The organism is Mucilaginibacter aurantiaciroseus (assembly GCF_024055595.1).
Taxonomy (GTDB): Bacteria; Bacteroidota; Bacteroidia; order Sphingobacteriales; family Sphingobacteriaceae; genus Mucilaginibacter; species Mucilaginibacter aurantiaciroseus.
Genome location: NZ_JAMXOF010000001.1, coordinates 1,294,847 through 1,310,745 on the forward strand (window position 1 = coordinate 1,294,847; position 15,899 = coordinate 1,310,745).

The 15,899-nt window shown below is 43.8% G+C and carries 13 protein-coding genes; 8 read left to right on the forward strand and 5 right to left on the reverse strand.

Features of this window, described 5'->3' with window-relative positions:
- Nucleotides 1-181: 181 nt before the first annotated feature.
- Genes NAF17_RS06050 through NAF17_RS06060 form a run of 3 tightly spaced genes read right to left on the reverse strand, consistent with a single transcriptional unit; the run spans nucleotide 182 to nucleotide 2,765 of the window.
- The gene (locus NAF17_RS06050) at nucleotides 182-931 is read right to left on the reverse strand and encodes an ABC transporter ATP-binding protein (RefSeq protein WP_252757078.1); all 750 of its coding nucleotides are present in this window, start codon (nucleotides 929-931) and stop codon (nucleotides 182-184) included.
- Nucleotides 928-1,794, reverse strand: coding sequence for an ABC transporter permease (locus tag NAF17_RS06055; protein ID WP_252757079.1), 867 nt, complete (start codon nucleotides 1,792-1,794; stop codon nucleotides 928-930). The genes NAF17_RS06050 and NAF17_RS06055 overlap by 4 nt, the downstream gene beginning before the upstream one ends.
- Complete coding sequence (locus NAF17_RS06060) at nucleotides 1,794-2,765, reverse strand: ABC transporter substrate-binding protein (RefSeq protein WP_252757080.1); 972 nt, start codon at nucleotides 2,763-2,765, stop codon at nucleotides 1,794-1,796. Before NAF17_RS06060 ends, NAF17_RS06055 begins: the two co-directional genes overlap by 1 nt.
- A gap of 631 nt (nucleotides 2,766-3,396) precedes the next feature.
- Between NAF17_RS06060 and NAF17_RS06065 the strand changes: the two genes are divergently transcribed.
- The 3 genes from NAF17_RS06065 (at nucleotide 3,397) to NAF17_RS06075 (ending at nucleotide 8,494) form a co-directional block, all read left to right on the forward strand.
- Nucleotides 3,397-4,542 (forward strand): methionine aminotransferase, encoded by a 1,146-nt coding sequence (locus NAF17_RS06065; protein ID WP_252757081.1) that lies wholly within the window; start codon nucleotides 3,397-3,399, stop codon nucleotides 4,540-4,542.
- Between the two features lie 58 nt (nucleotides 4,543-4,600).
- Nucleotides 4,601-5,380 (forward strand): amidohydrolase, encoded by a 780-nt coding sequence (locus tag NAF17_RS06070; protein WP_252757082.1) that lies wholly within the window; start codon nucleotides 4,601-4,603, stop codon nucleotides 5,378-5,380.
- A gap of 69 nt (nucleotides 5,381-5,449) precedes the next feature.
- Nucleotides 5,450-8,494: a GH92 family glycosyl hydrolase gene (locus tag NAF17_RS06075; RefSeq protein WP_252757083.1), complete on the forward strand. Its 3,045-nt coding sequence runs from the start codon at nucleotides 5,450-5,452 to the stop codon at nucleotides 8,492-8,494.
- Between the two features lie 23 nt (nucleotides 8,495-8,517).
- Here the strand turns inward: NAF17_RS06075 and NAF17_RS06080 are convergent, their stop codons facing one another.
- Nucleotides 8,518-9,360, reverse strand: a complete 843-nt coding sequence (locus tag NAF17_RS06080) for a phytanoyl-CoA dioxygenase family protein (RefSeq protein ID WP_252757084.1) — start codon at nucleotides 9,358-9,360, stop codon at nucleotides 8,518-8,520.
- Nucleotides 9,361-9,477: 117 nt separating this feature from the next.
- On the opposite strand from NAF17_RS06080, the gene lepB reads away from it, so the two are divergent.
- The 3 genes from lepB to NAF17_RS06095 all read left to right on the forward strand — a co-directional run bounded on the left by lepB (nucleotide 9,478) and on the right by NAF17_RS06095 (nucleotide 13,944).
- A complete protein-coding gene (gene lepB / locus NAF17_RS06085; RefSeq protein ID WP_252757085.1) occupies nucleotides 9,478-10,578 on the forward strand; it encodes a signal peptidase I in 1,101 nt (366 codons plus the stop codon).
- A 140-nt stretch (nucleotides 10,579-10,718) separates the two neighbouring features.
- On the forward strand, nucleotides 10,719-11,045 hold the full coding sequence (locus NAF17_RS06090) for a hypothetical protein (protein ID WP_252757086.1): 327 nt from the start codon (nucleotides 10,719-10,721) through the stop codon (nucleotides 11,043-11,045).
- 88 nt (nucleotides 11,046-11,133) lie between these two features.
- Complete coding sequence (locus tag NAF17_RS06095) at nucleotides 11,134-13,944, forward strand: alpha/beta hydrolase family protein (protein ID WP_252757087.1); 2,811 nt, start codon at nucleotides 11,134-11,136, stop codon at nucleotides 13,942-13,944.
- Nucleotides 13,945-14,042: 98 nt separating this feature from the next.
- Here the strand turns inward: NAF17_RS06095 and gpmA are convergent, their stop codons facing one another.
- Nucleotides 14,043-14,732, reverse strand: coding sequence for a 2,3-diphosphoglycerate-dependent phosphoglycerate mutase (gene gpmA / locus NAF17_RS06100; protein ID WP_252757088.1), 690 nt, complete (start codon nucleotides 14,730-14,732; stop codon nucleotides 14,043-14,045).
- Nucleotides 14,733-14,835: 103 nt separating this feature from the next.
- Here gpmA and NAF17_RS06105 point away from each other — a divergent pair, with 103 nt between their 5' ends.
- Both NAF17_RS06105 and NAF17_RS06110 read left to right on the forward strand, forming a co-directional pair.
- A complete protein-coding gene (locus NAF17_RS06105) occupies nucleotides 14,836-15,426 on the forward strand; it encodes an acetate uptake transporter (RefSeq protein ID WP_252757089.1) in 591 nt (196 codons plus the stop codon).
- A gap of 83 nt (nucleotides 15,427-15,509) precedes the next feature.
- Nucleotides 15,510-15,893: an SRPBCC domain-containing protein gene (locus NAF17_RS06110; protein ID WP_252757090.1), complete on the forward strand. Its 384-nt coding sequence runs from the start codon at nucleotides 15,510-15,512 to the stop codon at nucleotides 15,891-15,893.
- The last annotated feature ends 6 nt before the right edge of the window (nucleotides 15,894-15,899 follow it).

Sequence of the window (15,899 nt, forward strand, 5' to 3'; positions counted from 1 at the left end):
TTAGCTCAACAACAACAAATCCAGTTTAGCGCTTTTTCACCGTATTTGCTTAAATCATAAACTTCGTCTAAATTTTTAGCTCTTATTTTTGCGCCGCTCACAAGCTGGTAAGCGTCGAATATATTTTCAAATATTGTGTTCTTCATGGTACAGATGGCAGTACACTTTTTTTGCCATTTATTTAGCCAAACCAATCATAAAGTTCATTCTGCTTCAAATTTTGTTTTTCGGCACCTGCTACATCCTTCAAAACAGCACCCTCGCCCATCTGTATAATGCGCGAACCATAGTTACCGGCGTCCTTTAAATTATGCGTTACCAGTATAGCGGTGAGGTTATACTCTTTAATTAAGTTGTTTGCAATGCGCAAAACGTTCTCTGCCGAGCGTGGGTCGAGTGCGGCGGTGGGTTCATCAAGCAGCAGGATCTTGCAGGTGTCCATTACGCTCATCAGCAAAGTAAGTGCCTGCCGTTGCCCGCCTGATAAAGTGCCGATGGGCTGTTCTATCTTATCTTCCAGCCCCATACCTAATGTGGTTATTTTATTGCGTACCACAGCTTTAAACTGGTCGTTTTTGCCAATGGTTAGTCCTTTATTTTGTGTACGCAAGGCTGCTAAACGGAAATTATCTATAATGCTCAAATCGCCGGCGGTGCCTAACAGCGGATTTTGAAAAATGCGGGCTATCCATTTGCTGCGCTTATGTTCGGGCAGGCGGGTAACGGGGTTGCTATCGATAGTTATGGTCCCTGCATCCGGCAGGATATTACCCGCAACTAAATTGAGCAAGGTGGTTTTGCCCGAACCATTAGAACCTACGATTACTACAAACTCGCCCGCTTTTATTTCAAGGTTAACATTGTTAATGGCAATAACTTCGTTTGGCTTACCAGTACTAAATGTTTTATGGATGTTGTTTAAATGGATCATGCAGTCCTCCCCGTTAATCTTGGCAAGCCAACGATGATCAAAACAAAAACGGCCGTAACCAATTGAAGCAAATTAGCATCAACCCCGATACTTAATGTAAAGGCCAGCACAAACTGGAATATCACCGTTCCTCCCATCACTAAAATTAAACTCAGCCAAACGGATGTGATGCGCAGCCAGGTAATAATCGTTTCGCCGATAATAACCGAGCCTAATCCCACTATCATAATTCCTATGCCCATGCTAATATCTGCAAATCCCTGTAGCTGAACAAAGAGATATCCACTTAAGGCAGTTAATCCGTTTGCGAGTGCTAAACCTGCAATTTTCATCCTGTCGGTGTTTACTCCAAGGGCGCGGATCATAGGTTCGCTATTACCTGTAGCGCGCATAGCTAAACCAAAATCTGTTTTTAAGAGGTAGCCAATAATAAGCGTGACGATCAATACGAAGCCTAATAAAATCAGTAATGAATTTTGATTGATGTCTTTTATTACGGTAATTACAGAAAATAACGTTGGCAAATTTAGCAGTGGCATGTTTGAACGGCCAAGAATAGTGAGGTTTACTGAGTAAAGTGCAGTTGTTATCAAAATGCCTGCCAGCAGTGCATGAATTTTTAGTTTGGTGTGGATAATGCCTGTTAATGCGCCTGCCAATGCCCCTGCTACAAGCACAGCAGGTAAAATAATGTATCCCGGTTGGTTTTGCGTAAGCATTGCACCGGTTACTACACCGCCAAGGGTGTAACTTCCACCTGTAGTGATATCCGGGATGTTGAAGATCTTCATGGAGATGTAAATCCCGAAGGCTATCCCCGCGAAGCAAAGTCCCTGTAATAAAGCGGTCAGGTAAAAATCCATTATTTTACAGTTACAAAATCGGCAGGGATACGGATGTTATATTTTTTGGCCACAGCCGGGTTGTAAACACGCCTGCGAATTTTCACCATTTCCAATTTCAGGCCGTCTGTTTTATGCGTTTTAAGATACTGTGCAGCCTGCTGGCCCGATTGGTAGCCCCATTGATAGATATCGGCACCAAAGGCAGCTACGGCGCCACGCTGTACAAGCCCTGCTTCGCTGGTGAAGACAGGCACATTATTTTGGTCGCAGCTTTTACGGATAGTTTCAAAAGCAGAGAATACGGTATTATCCGGGATGGCAAAAAATGCGTCGATACCTTTATTTAATAATGCCTGCGTCACCAATTGGGCATCCGTGGTTGAATTTAGCGGTAAGGCTATAACCTTTACATTTAATTTAGCTGCCAATTCCTGAATCCGTTGCAAGGCATCGGCCGACTGCGGTTCGGATTGGTTATAGATCATCCCGATAGTCAACTGCGCCCCTTTCGGTTTTAGCAGTTTGGGGATAATGGCGAAAGAGGTGTCTATATAATTCAACTCTTCCATGGTACCATATAGGTTAGCGGGGCCTTTCCCTATAGCATCGGCCACCTTCATCCTTTCGGGTGTGGGCGATACCATCTGGAAGATGGGGATGTTTTTTGTTTTTTGGATAGCCGCTACGGTTGCCAGCGTGGTTGAAGTTGCCAATAAGTCGACCTTTTCTGATACAAAATAATTAATGATTTGGGTAAGCGTTGGGATGCTATTTTGCGCGTTTCGGTATTCTATTTTTACGGTTTTTTGATCTTCGCTAAAGCCGTTCTTTTTCAGGGCCTCAATAAAACCATCTTTTGCTTGTGATATGGTGGCGTCTTCAAACGCATCAACAAAGCCTACTACAGGTACATTGTTTTTGATTGATGATGAGCAGGATGCGATAATGGTAATTGATACAAGTACAGGTAAGATCCGCAGAAAATTCATGGTACTAAGTTAGCTAATCAACTCAAAAAAGAAAATCATAAAAGTGCAACGTTTTGATACGCAAAACCGTCTTAAATACGTTATCTGCTTACATTTGCAATCCTAACACCCTATATAAAACTTAAACTTTTAAGCTTCGCAATTTTTCTTTTTTTCGGCATACAACCTGTTTGCCAAATCGAATCTACCAACCCATTTGATAAATTCGCCAATGATCAAAGCGGACTGTTTTAAAAGGCTGTCGACAAGCGCGACGATGCCGAAGCCCTAAAGCTAATGACGGAGTTGATGACCAAATACAATCAGCTTAACCACTAACTGGTACAACGTAAGCTGCCTTTATTCGCTCATCAATAAAGAGCCTGAAGCATAAAGCATGCTGGATAACGCTGTACTTTATGGCTATATTAACTACAGCCACCTGATGGAAGATAGCGATTTCGCTAAAATTAAAAATGAACAAAAATTTAAACAGATAGCCGGGGGGTCTGCGCTCTGTTGGCGATTATAACTATAGTGCGTTACCGCACCAATAATGTTGTTGCTTTTTGGAAAGTTGGCAAGTAATTAAGGTCGTTCATTTTTAAACATTTTAAGGATAGTGCCGTAAATTAGTTAATTTAGCCACTGAATGATACCTGTTATTTCGAAATTACCCCAAACCGGAACTACGATATTTACCACCATGTCGGCCCTGGCTACCGAACACGGTGCAATAAATTTATCGCAAGGTTTCCCGGATTACGATTGCTCGCCCAAATTAATAGAGCTTGCACACAAGGCCATGCAAAATGGCCAAAACCAATACGCCCCAATGGCTGGTGTGATGGCCTTGCGTGAGCAAATTGCTATTAAAACAGAGAAAATTTACGGTGCACAATACAACCCGGAAAGCGAAATAACCATTACCGCGGGAGGTACACAAGCCGTGTTTACAGCCATCAGCGCGGTAATTCACCCAAATGATGAGGTGATCATGTTTGAGCCTGCTTATGATTGCTACGCCCCTGCTATTAAATTAATGGGCGGCGTGGTAAAATCTTTAGAGTTGGAACCGCCAGATTACCGCATTGCGTGGGATATGGTAAAAAGGCTCATCAACAATAAAACGAAGATGATCATCCTTAATTCGCCACATAACCCTACCGCTACTATTTTGAGCCGTGAGGATATTGACGAGTTAAGCGCACTGGTTAAAAACCAGGATATACTTATACTGAGCGATGAAGTTTATGAGCACCTGGTTTTTGACGGACAGGAACATCACAGCATGGCCCGTTACCCGGAGTTGCAGCAACGCAGCATGATCGTGGCATCATTCGGAAAAACATTTCATGCCACAGGGTGGAAAATGGGTTATTGCCTCGCTCCCGCTTATTTAATGGCCGAGTTTAGGAAAATACACCAGTTTTTGGTATTTAGCGTAAATACCCCGTTACAATACGCCATTGCCGAATATTTAAAGGACGAAAACTCCTACCTTAACCTACCGGAGTTTTTCCAGGAGAAGCGCGACCATTTCCGTAAAGGTTTGGAGCAAAGCCGGTTTGAGTTGCTGCCTTGTTCGGGTTCATACTTTCAGTCGGTTACTTATGATGCCATTACAGATGAAAAAGACACCGACTTTGCCATACGTTTAACAAAAGAAACTGGAGTTGCAGCGATACCTGTTTCAGCCTTTTATCGTAAGGGAACCGACAGGCACGTGTTAAGATTTTGTTTCGCTAAAAAGCAAGAAACCTTGGATAAAGCCGTTGATAGATTGATGAAGGTTTAACCCTTCAGCAATATTTACACTAATTTATTTGCTGTTACCTCAAAAAAAGCAAGCACATATGGATAATCTGAAAATTACGGTATACCAGGGATATTTATTTTGGGAAAAAACAGATAAAAACCTGCAAAATATTTCGTTGAAATTATCCGGCATACGCGAAAAAACCAACCTGATTATCTTGCCCGAGATGTTCAATACAGGCTTCACCATGAATGCCGAAGTTTTGGGAGAAACCATGGATGGCAGAACCATGCAGTGGATGCAAAAAACCGCTCAAAAGTACGATGCGGTGGTAACCGGCAGTATCATTATTAAAGAAGACGACAAGTATTACAACCGCCTGCTTTGGGTACGCCCCGATGGTAGCCACGAATATTACGACAAACGCCACCTTTTCGCTTTAGGTAAAGAACATACGGTTTATACCCCCGGCACTAAAAAACTTATTGTTGAATTAAAGGGATGGAAAATCTGTCCTGCAATATGTTACGATCTGCGCTTCCCAGTATGGTTACGCAATGTGGATGAAGATTACGACCTGCTAATGATCGTAGCAAACTGGCCCGAAAAACGCGCACTTCACTGGCGTACGCTTATCCCTGCCCGCGCGGTAGAGAACCAGGCTTATGTTATTGGCGTTAACCGTGTAGGCCATGATGGTAACGAGGTTTATCACTCCGGCGACTCCACCTGTATCGACCCCAACGGCAACGTGGTTTACTACAAACGCGACGAAGAGGACGTTTACACCTTCTCCATCATCGGCGACGAAGTAAAAAAAGCCCGCCGCGCCCTGCCATTTTTAAAGGATGCGGATAGGTTTAGCATAGAGGAATAATCTCGCGATTTCCCCTTTCATTTACATACTAATCTTACTATTTTGCGGTAAGTTAAATCCCCTTTGTAAATGAGATTGATTGTTCGTGGTGTTGTAATAGTACTTGCCCTGTTTGCTGTGTTTAATGCATCAGCACAAAAGAAAAAGAAGGATCTTACCCAGTTTGTTGACCCCTTTATAGGTACGGGCGGCCACGGCCATACTTATCCCGGTGCGGTTGCCCCTTTTGGCATGGTGCAGTTAAGTCCGGATACCCGTTTAGAGGGTTGGGATGGTGCTTCTGGCTACCATTATACCGATACGGTTGTGTATGGATTTTCGCATACTCACCTGAGTGGTACGGGCATAGCCGACTTTTGCGATGTACTATTTATGCCCACAACCGGCGAACCCCAGTTAAAGAATACCGATTACCGATCAGGCTTCCAAAAAAAGAACGAAACGGCCTCTCCGGGCCTGTACAGTACTTTTCTTGATAAATTCAACATTGGTGTGGAGCTTACAGCAACTACCCGTGTTGGTATTCACAAATATGATTATAAGGATGCCAAACAAGGCAATATCATTATAGACCTGCAACATCGTGATGAGGTGCTGGATAGCTGGATAGAAGTTATTAACGATCATGAGATCAGAGGCTTTCGTCGTTCAAAATCATGGGCGACTGATCAATATTTGTTCTTTTACGCCAAATTCTCCAAGCCATTTAAAAGCTACGGTGTGGCACTGAACGACCAGGTTCAACAAGGGGAAAAGAAAGTTAAGGGGAAAAATGTGAAGATGTATATCCAGTTTGATGACCCTGGGGTAGTCATTTCAAAAGTGGGGATCTCATCGGTAAGTGCCGATGGTGCACTGAAAAATATCGACTCTGAAACGCCCGATTTCGACTTTAAAAAGGCCGTAAAAAGCACAAAACTGGCCTGGAACGAAGAACTTTCGAAGATCCAGGTAGAAGGTGGCGCCCCTGCCCTTTCGCAACAACAGGAAGCCAATTCAGTTTACAATCCTTACGGTTATAACCCTCCGTTGGCACGCGGAAAAAACGGCAAAAAAATTGAGTTGCCTGACTATGCCAAACAAAAGCAGATCATGTTTTACTCGGCCTTATACCATTGTATGGTTGCACCAAGTATCTATAGTGATGTGGACGGCCAGTACCGCGGCATGGATCAAAAGATTCATACCGCCAAAGGGTTTGTCTATTACACGGCATTCTCCTTGTGGGATACCTACCGTGCCGAAAACCCGCTGCTCAACATCATTGACCGCAAACGAACGCTCGACTTTATAAAAACTTTCCTTGCTATTTATGAACAGGGCGGCTTGCTACCCATTTGGCCGCTGGCTACTACCGAAACCTATTGTATGGTAGGCAACCATTCTATACCGGTTATTGTAGATGCTTATGCAAAAGGCATCCGCGATTTTGATGCTGAAGAAGCTTTTAAAGCTATGAAGGCTGCCGTTAACCGCAACCAGTTCGGGTTAGATAATTACCGTGCTACCGGGGCTGTAAATGCCGATGTAGAGCATGAGTCGGTAGCCAAGACTTTGGATTATGCCATTGATGACTGGTGCATAGCCCAAATGGCTAAAATGCTGAACAAGCCACAGGAATATGCTGAGTATATCAAACGCGCCCAATACTGGAAGAACGTATATAATAATAAAAATGGCTTTATGCAGGCCCGCGATAATGGTGGTTGGTACACGCCCTTTGAACCTACCGAGATCAACAACAACTACACCGAAGGTAACGCCTGGCAATACAGTTTTCTTGTCCCCCAGGATGTTGAGGGATTGGCGAACAGCCTTGGTGGTAAGCAAGCCCTTGAAACTAAACTTGACGAACTATTCAGCACAAACGCCAAACTAAGCGGCCGCCAGCAGGATGATGTAACCGGTTTGATAGGCCAGTACGCCCATGGTAACGAACCGAGCCATCACATTGCTTACTTATACAACTTTACCAACTCGCCCAATAAAACGCAGTATTATGTGAACAAGATCCTGCGGGAACAATACAGCGCTAAACCCGATGGCTTATCGGGTAATGAAGATTGCGGGCAGATGTCGGCCTGGTATGTCATGAGCTCGCTTGGTCTATACAACATCGCGCCGGGGCAGCAGCAATACCAGATAACCGCCCCGCAGTTTGCCAAAATGGTTATCAACCTGGAAAATGGTAAAAAGTTCCTCATCAGCAACCCGGGTGCTACCGTTGGTCGCGGTAACTTTTATATACAGGGTATGAACTTCGATAAAAAGCCCTACAATAAGCTGTTCCTAAATTATGAGGATTTAGCCAAAGGCGGAGATTTTGAAGTTTTTACAGGATCTTTGGCCAATAAACTGCTTATGCAGGAGTTGGAGAAACCAACCTCTAAAATTACAGATGAAATGATCGTACCTAACCCATACATCACATCGGGTACCAAAACATTTAAAAATGCTATTAGTGTTGAGATAGGCTGTGCCAATAACGCTGCAAACGTCTATTATACTTTAGATGGCAGCACGCCTACCGCTTCGTCTACCCAGTATAGTAAACCCATTAGCATATTGGTGAATACCGTGGTAAAAGCGATAGCTATCAGCAATGGCAAAAGCAGTTTTGTAAATGTAGCCAAATTCACTAAGATCCGTGGTGACATAAAACTGTCGCTTATCAATAAATACCTGCCAAATTATTCGGCACAGGGCGATGAAACACTGATAAACGGCGTCCACGGAACGGCAAACTGGCGCCTTGGCAACTGGCAGGGCTACCAGGGTAAGGACTTTGAAGCCATACTCGACTTGGGCCAGTTAAAACCGGTTAAACAGGTTAGTTTTGGCGCTTTACAGGATACCCGCTCCTGGATAATATTCCCGTCGAAAGTAGAATATTGGCTGTCTGATGATGGTAAGAATTACAAGCTTGCTGCAACAATAAACAGCAAGATAGATGTTAAAGAACTTGAGCCGCAAACCCAGGAATATACCGCGCCCATCAACAATAAAACACGGTATATTAAAGTAATAGCTAAACAGTTTGGCGCTTTACCCGAATGGCATGAAAGTAAAGGCAGCCCTTCTTATATTTTTGCGGATGAGATAACGGTGGAATAATATTAGTGAGAAAAAACATCCTGTCACTTCTCCCACCCTGTTTTTTTCAGGGCCGGGTCGTTTTCTTTAGCCAGGAAATCGTTATTTGATAATGAGCCTGCATCCCATTCAAGTATAGCTTTATTTGGCACCACATCCACAGGTGTTTTCCACGAGGTTGAGGTTTCGTTATATGCCAAATTGCTTTGCAACGAGTAGCAGGAAATGATACTCCAGCGCGGTTTATCAGATAAATTAGCTTCCGACCGGTGCAGCAGGTTACTGTGAAAGAACAGGGCATCGCCCGGCTCAATTTCGCAATACACCAGTTCCATAGTTTGCAGGGCGTTGTTCACCATAGTCATATCTGCCCCAACCTGCTCGCCGGTGAAACCGTGGTTTACCCGGCCCAGTTTGTGCGAGCCTTTTATCACCTGCAGGCAGCCGTTCTCTTTGTTGGCTTTAGTAAGTGCTACCATAACACTCATCAATTGATTTGGGAACATAAATTGGTTTTTGTACCAATAGCCGTAATCCTGGTGCCACTCCCAAGCGCCGCCAACCTTGGGCTCTTTCTGCATTAATTTAGAGTGAAAATGGCAAACAGGCGCATCGCCATCAAGCAATTGCCCAACCGGGTTTATCATCTTTTCGCACCGGGTTAAATAGCCAAACACATCGTTACCGGGCGTAAACCATAAAGACAGGCGGGTCTTTTTGCCGTTCTGGTCGTTAAGGTCGAGCGCGTTCTTACGCATGGCATGGTCATTTAAAGCCGTGCTGTAAAGCCGCTCAATTTCTTGTGCCGAACAAAAATTCTTTACTACAATATAACCGTCGCGATGATAATCGCTCAGCTGCTGTGCAGATAATATGTTACTTGCCATAAAATTGGTATAAAAGGTTAGGTAAATTTAAGCAAGTATGTTGATTTTTTTGTAACAAATGCGTTTGCGTTTAGTCAAACATAAACGCACATTTAAACAAATAAATCTCAACTGAATATGAACTGGAAATTTTTATCACGTAAAAAGAAAGAAGAGAACAAACCCAAAAAAAGCGCCGTACGAGAATGGCTTGATGCTATTTTGTTTGCGCTGATAGTATCTACTATTATCCGTGGCTTATTGTTTTCAGCGTATGCTATCCCATCCGCATCAATGGAAGGAAGCCTGCTAACCGGCGATTATTTATTTGTTAGTAAAATTGCTTATGGCCCGCGAATGCCTGTTACGCCAATATCAATTCCGTTTTTAGAATCGACCGTTACCGGTGCCAAGATCAAAACCTATTGGGAAGGTTTGCAATTACCCTACTACCGCCTGCCGGGCTTAGGCAAAGTACAAAAAGGCGACGCTGTTGTGTTTAATTACCCTGCCGAAGCGGTTGACCGCCCTGTAGATATGCGCACCCATTTTATAAAACGCTGTGTGGGTACACCGGGTGATATTATTGAAATTAAAGATGCACAGGTATACGCGAACGGTAAACAGGTTGCAAATGCGCCGAAAGCTCAGGCATCGTATTTGGTGACCACCACCGGTGCCGATCTGAACCCCGAGATGATCAGCAACCTTAAAATTGATGTGCGGTACCAGTATGCACCTAATAGCTACGAAATGATCATCCCTCCTGCCAGTTTAAGTGAGTTTAAAAGTTATTCTAACATCGTAGCTGTGAAAGAAAATATTGAGCCTAAAGGCGAATACAGCCCGCAGATTTTCCCGCATAACAAAAAATTTAAATGGAACGAGGATAACTTCGGCCCGCTGCTGATCCCTAAACGCGGCACCACAATTCTGCTGAACGATTCTACCTTGGTATTGTATGGCCGTTCTATAGAAGTTTACGAGCATAATAAAGTTACCCGTAATGGCGCTGATGTTATCATCAATGGTATAAAAGCTGATAAATACACGTTTAAAATGAACTACTATTGGATGATGGGCGATAATCGCCACAATTCAGAAGATTCGCGCTTTTGGGGCTTTGTGCCCGAAGACCATATTGTAGGCAAAGCCATGATAACCTGGATGAGCATCGATAGCACCCAAAGTGCATTAAACCAAGTTAGGTGGAACAGGGTTTTAAGGGCGATACATTAAAGCCTTAACTACACGCCTCCGAACACTTCATATAATAATACCGATCAAACTGATTCAAATTGCCTGTTTTATATATCAAATAATTAGTTAATTAAATTAGTGGCATTTGCTTTGAGGTATACTATGCCAGTTGCAAAGTTATGAGCAAAAACAACAAATTCATCATCAGGCGTACCCTTTCGCAGGAGCGCTTTGAAATACTTTGGAAAAAGCGCAGTAACGGACAGGCAACCCTACGCGACCTTACCGAAATGGACGAAATCATCAATCGTGATGCAGGTGTGCGCCAGTTTGTTTTAGAAGAAATGGCAGGCGAAGAGAACCCGAACAATGATGTTGATATACAGGATATGATGAAGCAACCTCTACAAACCCATCAAAGCTTTATCAATAAGTTGAAGTCGTTTTTAAACAAGTTGTTCCACAATTTTACTGCTACCCGTTTGCAACCCACCGGTAATTATTAAACCGGCATTGGTTGTAACTTTTTCATTTAATTCCATCACAACGCATTAAATTTAAGATATTAGGGCTGCATACCTTTACTGCCCTTTTATGAAAAGATTTTTACTGCCTGTTTTACTGTTGTTAAGCATTTATGCGACTGCCCAAAGGGTTTCTAAAAAGCCGCTTGACCAAACGGTTTACGACGGCTGGCAAAACATAGCTAACGAACGCATCAGCAACGATGGCAAATGGATAGTTTATGTAGTAAAACCACAGGAAGGTGATGCAAACCTTGTTGTATTGGATGCAAAAGGTAAAAACCAAATAAACATCCCAAGGGCAGATACGGTGCGGTTTACGCACGATTCTAAATACGCTTTGTTTCTCATCAGGCCGTTTTATAAGGACATCCGCCAGGCTAAGATCAAAAAGAAAAAGCAGTCGGAATTTTCGAAAGACACCCTGGGCATCATCACCCTCGGTAAAAACTTCATCAAAAAGATCCCGGCTATCGGTTCATTTAAAGTAGCAGATAAGGCATCTGTTATAGCCTACATCTCTCCCGCTGATACATTGAAAAAACCTGAAGCATCAGATACTTCTAAAAAAGCCATTGCAACAACCATTGCCCCGCCAACAAAAGACGGTGCCGAACTCACTATACAGCAATTAGCAAACGGTAAAACCCGCAGCTTTAATTATGTGAACGATTACCAGCTGACCAAAAACGGTAAATGGCTTGCTTTTTCTGTAAATGCGCCAAAAAAGAACAAAACTGTTAAATCGGGATTATTTGTTTACGATGTAGAAAAGGATTTGCTTAAAGCAGTAAGCACCGGCCGCGGTAATTATAAAAATATAACGTTTGACGATGCAGGCAAACAATTGGCATTTACTGCCGAAAAGAATACGGAGAAGGCATTGACAAAACCATTTAAGCTGTATTACTACACCGCATCTAAAGATAGCGCTACCGTTATTGCCGAACCAGGATCGAATGGCATGCCTGTAAAATGGGCGGTTAGTGGCGATGGTAAAGTAACTTTCAGTAAAAGCGGTAACAATTTATTCTTTGGCACAGCCCCCATCCCAAAACCTGCCGATACTACTTTGGTAGACTTTGAGAATGCCCGTGTAGATATCTGGAATTATAAAGACGATTACCTGCAGCCGCAACAACTTAAAAACCTGCAGCGTGAATTGAAACGCAGCTACCAGGCGGTTATCCGCCCTGCAGACGGGTCAAAGAGGTTAATTCAATTGGGCGACCGTTCCATTCGCGAGATCTCCATATCAGATAATAACGACGCGCCATTTGTATTAGGTTTAACCGATACAGGCGCACGTGTACAAGCACAATGGGAAGGTGGATCCCAACAATCGGCATATCTTATCAACACCAAAACAGGTGAGCGCATACGTATAAACGACCGATTAAAAGCGCGTTACAGTATTTCAACAGGTGGTAACTACGTGGTTTGGTTTGATTCAAAAGATCAGAACTGGCATAGCTATAACATCACCACCGGCAAAAAACTCAATATAACTGCAGGTACACTCGTAAAAATGGGTGCCGAGGATAATGACGTACCCGATGACCCGTTGCCATACGGCATTGCCGGCTGGGAAGAGAGTGATAAGCGTGTGCTGATCTACGACCGTTACGATATATGGGCGGTTGACCCGGAGACAGGTAAATTCACCAATTTTACAAACGGTATGGGCCGCAGGTATAAACTGGAGTTCCGTTATAACGCTACCGACCCCGAGGAGAAATTCATTCCATCCAAAAAAACACTTTGGATGATCGTACAAAACGACGAAAACAAACAATGGGGATATTATAAAAAGGAATTAACCAGTGATTATGCGCCTAAAAAGGTGACTATGACGCCAATGGGCTATAGCGGTTTACAAAAAGCAAGGGATACAAATGAATTTATTTATACCAAATACAGCTATACAAAATCGCCTGACTTGTATGTATCAATTGATCTGATAAAGGAAACCAAGCTTAGCGCTATCAATCCGCAACAACCTCAATACAACTGGGGCACTGCCGAATTGGTGCAGTGGACAACCCCGAAAGGATATAAATCAAAAGGCATCCTGTACAAGCCCGAGGATTTTGATCCAACAAAGAAATACCCGATGATCGCTTATTTTTACGAGAAACTATCTGACGGTTTGTACAATTACCTGCCCCCTTCCCCTACACCATCACGCCTACCAATTTCGTGGTTTGTAAGTAATGGCTATTTGGTGTTTGCGCCGGACATTAGTTACGAAACAGGCCACCCGGGGGCTTCTGCCGTTGAATTTGTAAACTCGGGCGTGGAAGCTTTAAAGAAAAACCCTTGGGTTGATGGGCAGCATATTGGTATCCAGGGCCAAAGTTGGGGCGGTTACCAGGTGGCTTACCTAATTACCCAAACCAACATGTACGCTGCTGCATGGGCGGGCGCGCCGGTTGCTAACATGACCTCCGCCTATGGTGGTATCCGTTGGGAAAGCGGCATCAACCGACAGTCGCAGTACGAAAAAACACAAAGCCGTATAGGTGCCACACTTTGGGATAAACCTAATTTATATATCGAGAACTCTCCCCTGTTTCAATTGCCAAAAGTAAAAACCCCGGTGGTAATTATGAGTAATGATGCGGATGGTGCCGTGCCATGGTACCAGGGTATAGAGATGTTTACCGCACTACGCAGGTTAGGCAAGCCTGTTTGGCTGCTTCAATATAACGATGAAGCCCACAACCTGGTAAAACGCCAGAACCGCAAAGACATCAGCATCCGCGAAGCACAATTTTTTGACCATTTCCTGAAGGGCGCACCAATGCCGGTATGGTTGGATAAAGGTGTACCAGCAGTGGATAAAGGCAAGGATTGGGGGTTCGAGATGAGTTGGCAGTAAACAAACTATGTCATTGCAAGCGATGGCGTAACAATCTCAACATATCCGCTTGTCCTTTGAGATAGCCACGTCGCTACGTTCTTCGCAATAACATAGTATTATTTGAGGTAATAATGCCTAATACAATTTAGCCTGTCATCCAACTCATAAACCCAGGGTGTTGCGGTGGGTATATCCAACTTGGCAACATCTTCGTCGCTTAAGTTTTCGATGTATTGGATAAGGGCACGCAGGCTGTTGCCATGCGCGCAAATGATCACCTTTTTGTTTTCGCGGATGGCGGGTACGATACTCTCGTGCCAGAATGGTAACGCCCTGTTCATAGTTTCGCTTAGATTTTCTGTTAGTGGAAGTTCGCGATAAGTAAGGTCATTATACCTTAAATAATGGCCGGGGAAACGCTCGTCCTGCTCGGTTATAGCAGGTGGCTTTTCGTGCGGATCGCGGCGCCATTTTTGTACTTGCTCTTCGCCGTATTTCTCAATGGTTTCTGCTTTATTTAAACCCTGTAACGCTCCGTAAAAACGTTCGTTCAACCGCCAGGATTTATGCACCGGGATCCAAAGCGAATCCATCTGCTCCAACGCAAAATGCATGGTTTTTATGCTACGTTTCAAAACGGAGGTAAAACCAATATCAAAGGTATAACCATTTTCGGCAAGCAGCTTACCGGCGCGGATGGCTTGCTGCAGGCCCTCTTCAGACAGGTCTACGTCTGTCCAGCCTGTAAAGCGGTTCTCCAGGTTCCAAATACTCTCGCCGTGGCGTATCAAAACTAATTTCTGCATAACTGATAGTTTAACACGCAAGCTGTGTTTGAGTTTAAAAACTATTGCTAATTCGTTTTATTTAAATTAGATTGCATGTTATAAACCAAATTTAAACTTTATTATGATACCTACCACTCCAGCACCGGTGGTTGTAAAGGATGGCATTGCCAACCCTGCACCGCTCGGCCTTTGTGCTTTCGGCATGACAACCGTTTTGTTAAACATCCACAACGCCGGCTTTTTTGAAATGAACGCCATGATACTTGCCATGGGCATTTTTTATGGCGGATTGGCCCAGGTTATTGCCGGTGTTATCGAAGCGAAAAAGAATAATACATTCGGGCTTACCGCTTTTACATCATACGGCTTCTTTTGGCTATCGCTGGTTGGGCTAATAGTAATGCCTAAACTGGGTTGGGCGCCAAAGGCAAGCGAAGGTGCTATGTGTGCTTATTTAGCCATGTGGGGTTTCTTTACCTTTTGTTTGTTCTTTGGTACACTCAAATTAAACCGCGCGCTGCAATTCATATTCGGATCGTTAACCATATTGTTCGGCCTATTGGTTTGGGGCGATGCTACAGGCAACGAGAGTATTAAACACCTTGCGGGTTACGAAGGTATTATCTGCGGATTATCTGCAATATATGCTGGTATTGCAGGGGTGCTGAATGAAGTTTACGGGAAAGAAGTATTGCCGATCGGTACTGTTTAGCCTATCTCCAACTTGCTCCAAAGGAAAAGGGGGGTTAAAAAAGATTAGGTGAGGCTCTCAAATATTTCTGCTAAATTGCACGGGTGAAAGATCTAAAAAAATATTACCTGTTACCGGCCACACCCGAGGAGGTGTACACGGCACTTACCAACCCCCTAACGATGGAATTATGGACGGGCGAAAAAGCTGAAATGTCTACCGAGCCCGGTTCTGAGTTTTCCTTGTGGGAAGGCAGCATTGTAGGTAAAAACATTGCGTTTGAAGAGGGAAAGAAAATAGTACAGCAATGGTATTTCGACGGGCAGAGTGATGAATCTATAGTTACCATCAAGATCCACCCGGATAAACATGGCTCATCTATCGAACTTAGGCACACCAACATCCCTGATGATGATTACAACGACATTACCGAAGGCTGGAACGACAGCTACTTTGGAAACCTGGCAGATTTTTTTGCTGTAGGATAATTGAGA

What these genes read in the sequence shown, in the direction of transcription:
- NAF17_RS06060 (WP_252757080.1), bottom strand. Translation starts at nt 2,765, where the DNA reads ATGAATTTTCTGCGGATCTTACCTGTACTTGTATCAATTACCATTATC.
- NAF17_RS06090 (WP_252757086.1), top strand. Translation starts at nt 10,719, where the DNA reads ATGAGCAAAAACAACAAATTCATCATCAGGCGTACCCTTTCGCAGGAG.
- gpmA (WP_252757088.1), bottom strand. Translation starts at nt 14,732, where the DNA reads ATGCAGAAATTAGTTTTGATACGCCACGGCGAGAGTATTTGGAACCTG.
- NAF17_RS06050 (WP_252757078.1), bottom strand. Translation starts at nt 931, where the DNA reads ATGATCCATTTAAACAACATCCATAAAACATTTAGTACTGGTAAGCCA.
- NAF17_RS06095 (WP_252757087.1), top strand. Translation starts at nt 11,134, where the DNA reads ATGAAAAGATTTTTACTGCCTGTTTTACTGTTGTTAAGCATTTATGCG.
- lepB (WP_252757085.1), top strand. Translation starts at nt 9,478, where the DNA reads ATGAACTGGAAATTTTTATCACGTAAAAAGAAAGAAGAGAACAAACCC.
- NAF17_RS06105 (WP_252757089.1), top strand. Translation starts at nt 14,836, where the DNA reads ATGATACCTACCACTCCAGCACCGGTGGTTGTAAAGGATGGCATTGCC.
- NAF17_RS06055 (WP_252757079.1), bottom strand. Translation starts at nt 1,794, where the DNA reads ATGGATTTTTACCTGACCGCTTTATTACAGGGACTTTGCTTCGCGGGG.
- NAF17_RS06070 (WP_252757082.1), top strand. Translation starts at nt 4,601, where the DNA reads ATGGATAATCTGAAAATTACGGTATACCAGGGATATTTATTTTGGGAA.
- NAF17_RS06075 (WP_252757083.1), top strand. Translation starts at nt 5,450, where the DNA reads ATGAGATTGATTGTTCGTGGTGTTGTAATAGTACTTGCCCTGTTTGCT.
- NAF17_RS06065 (WP_252757081.1), top strand. Translation starts at nt 3,397, where the DNA reads ATGATACCTGTTATTTCGAAATTACCCCAAACCGGAACTACGATATTT.
- NAF17_RS06080 (WP_252757084.1), bottom strand. Translation starts at nt 9,360, where the DNA reads ATGGCAAGTAACATATTATCTGCACAGCAGCTGAGCGATTATCATCGC.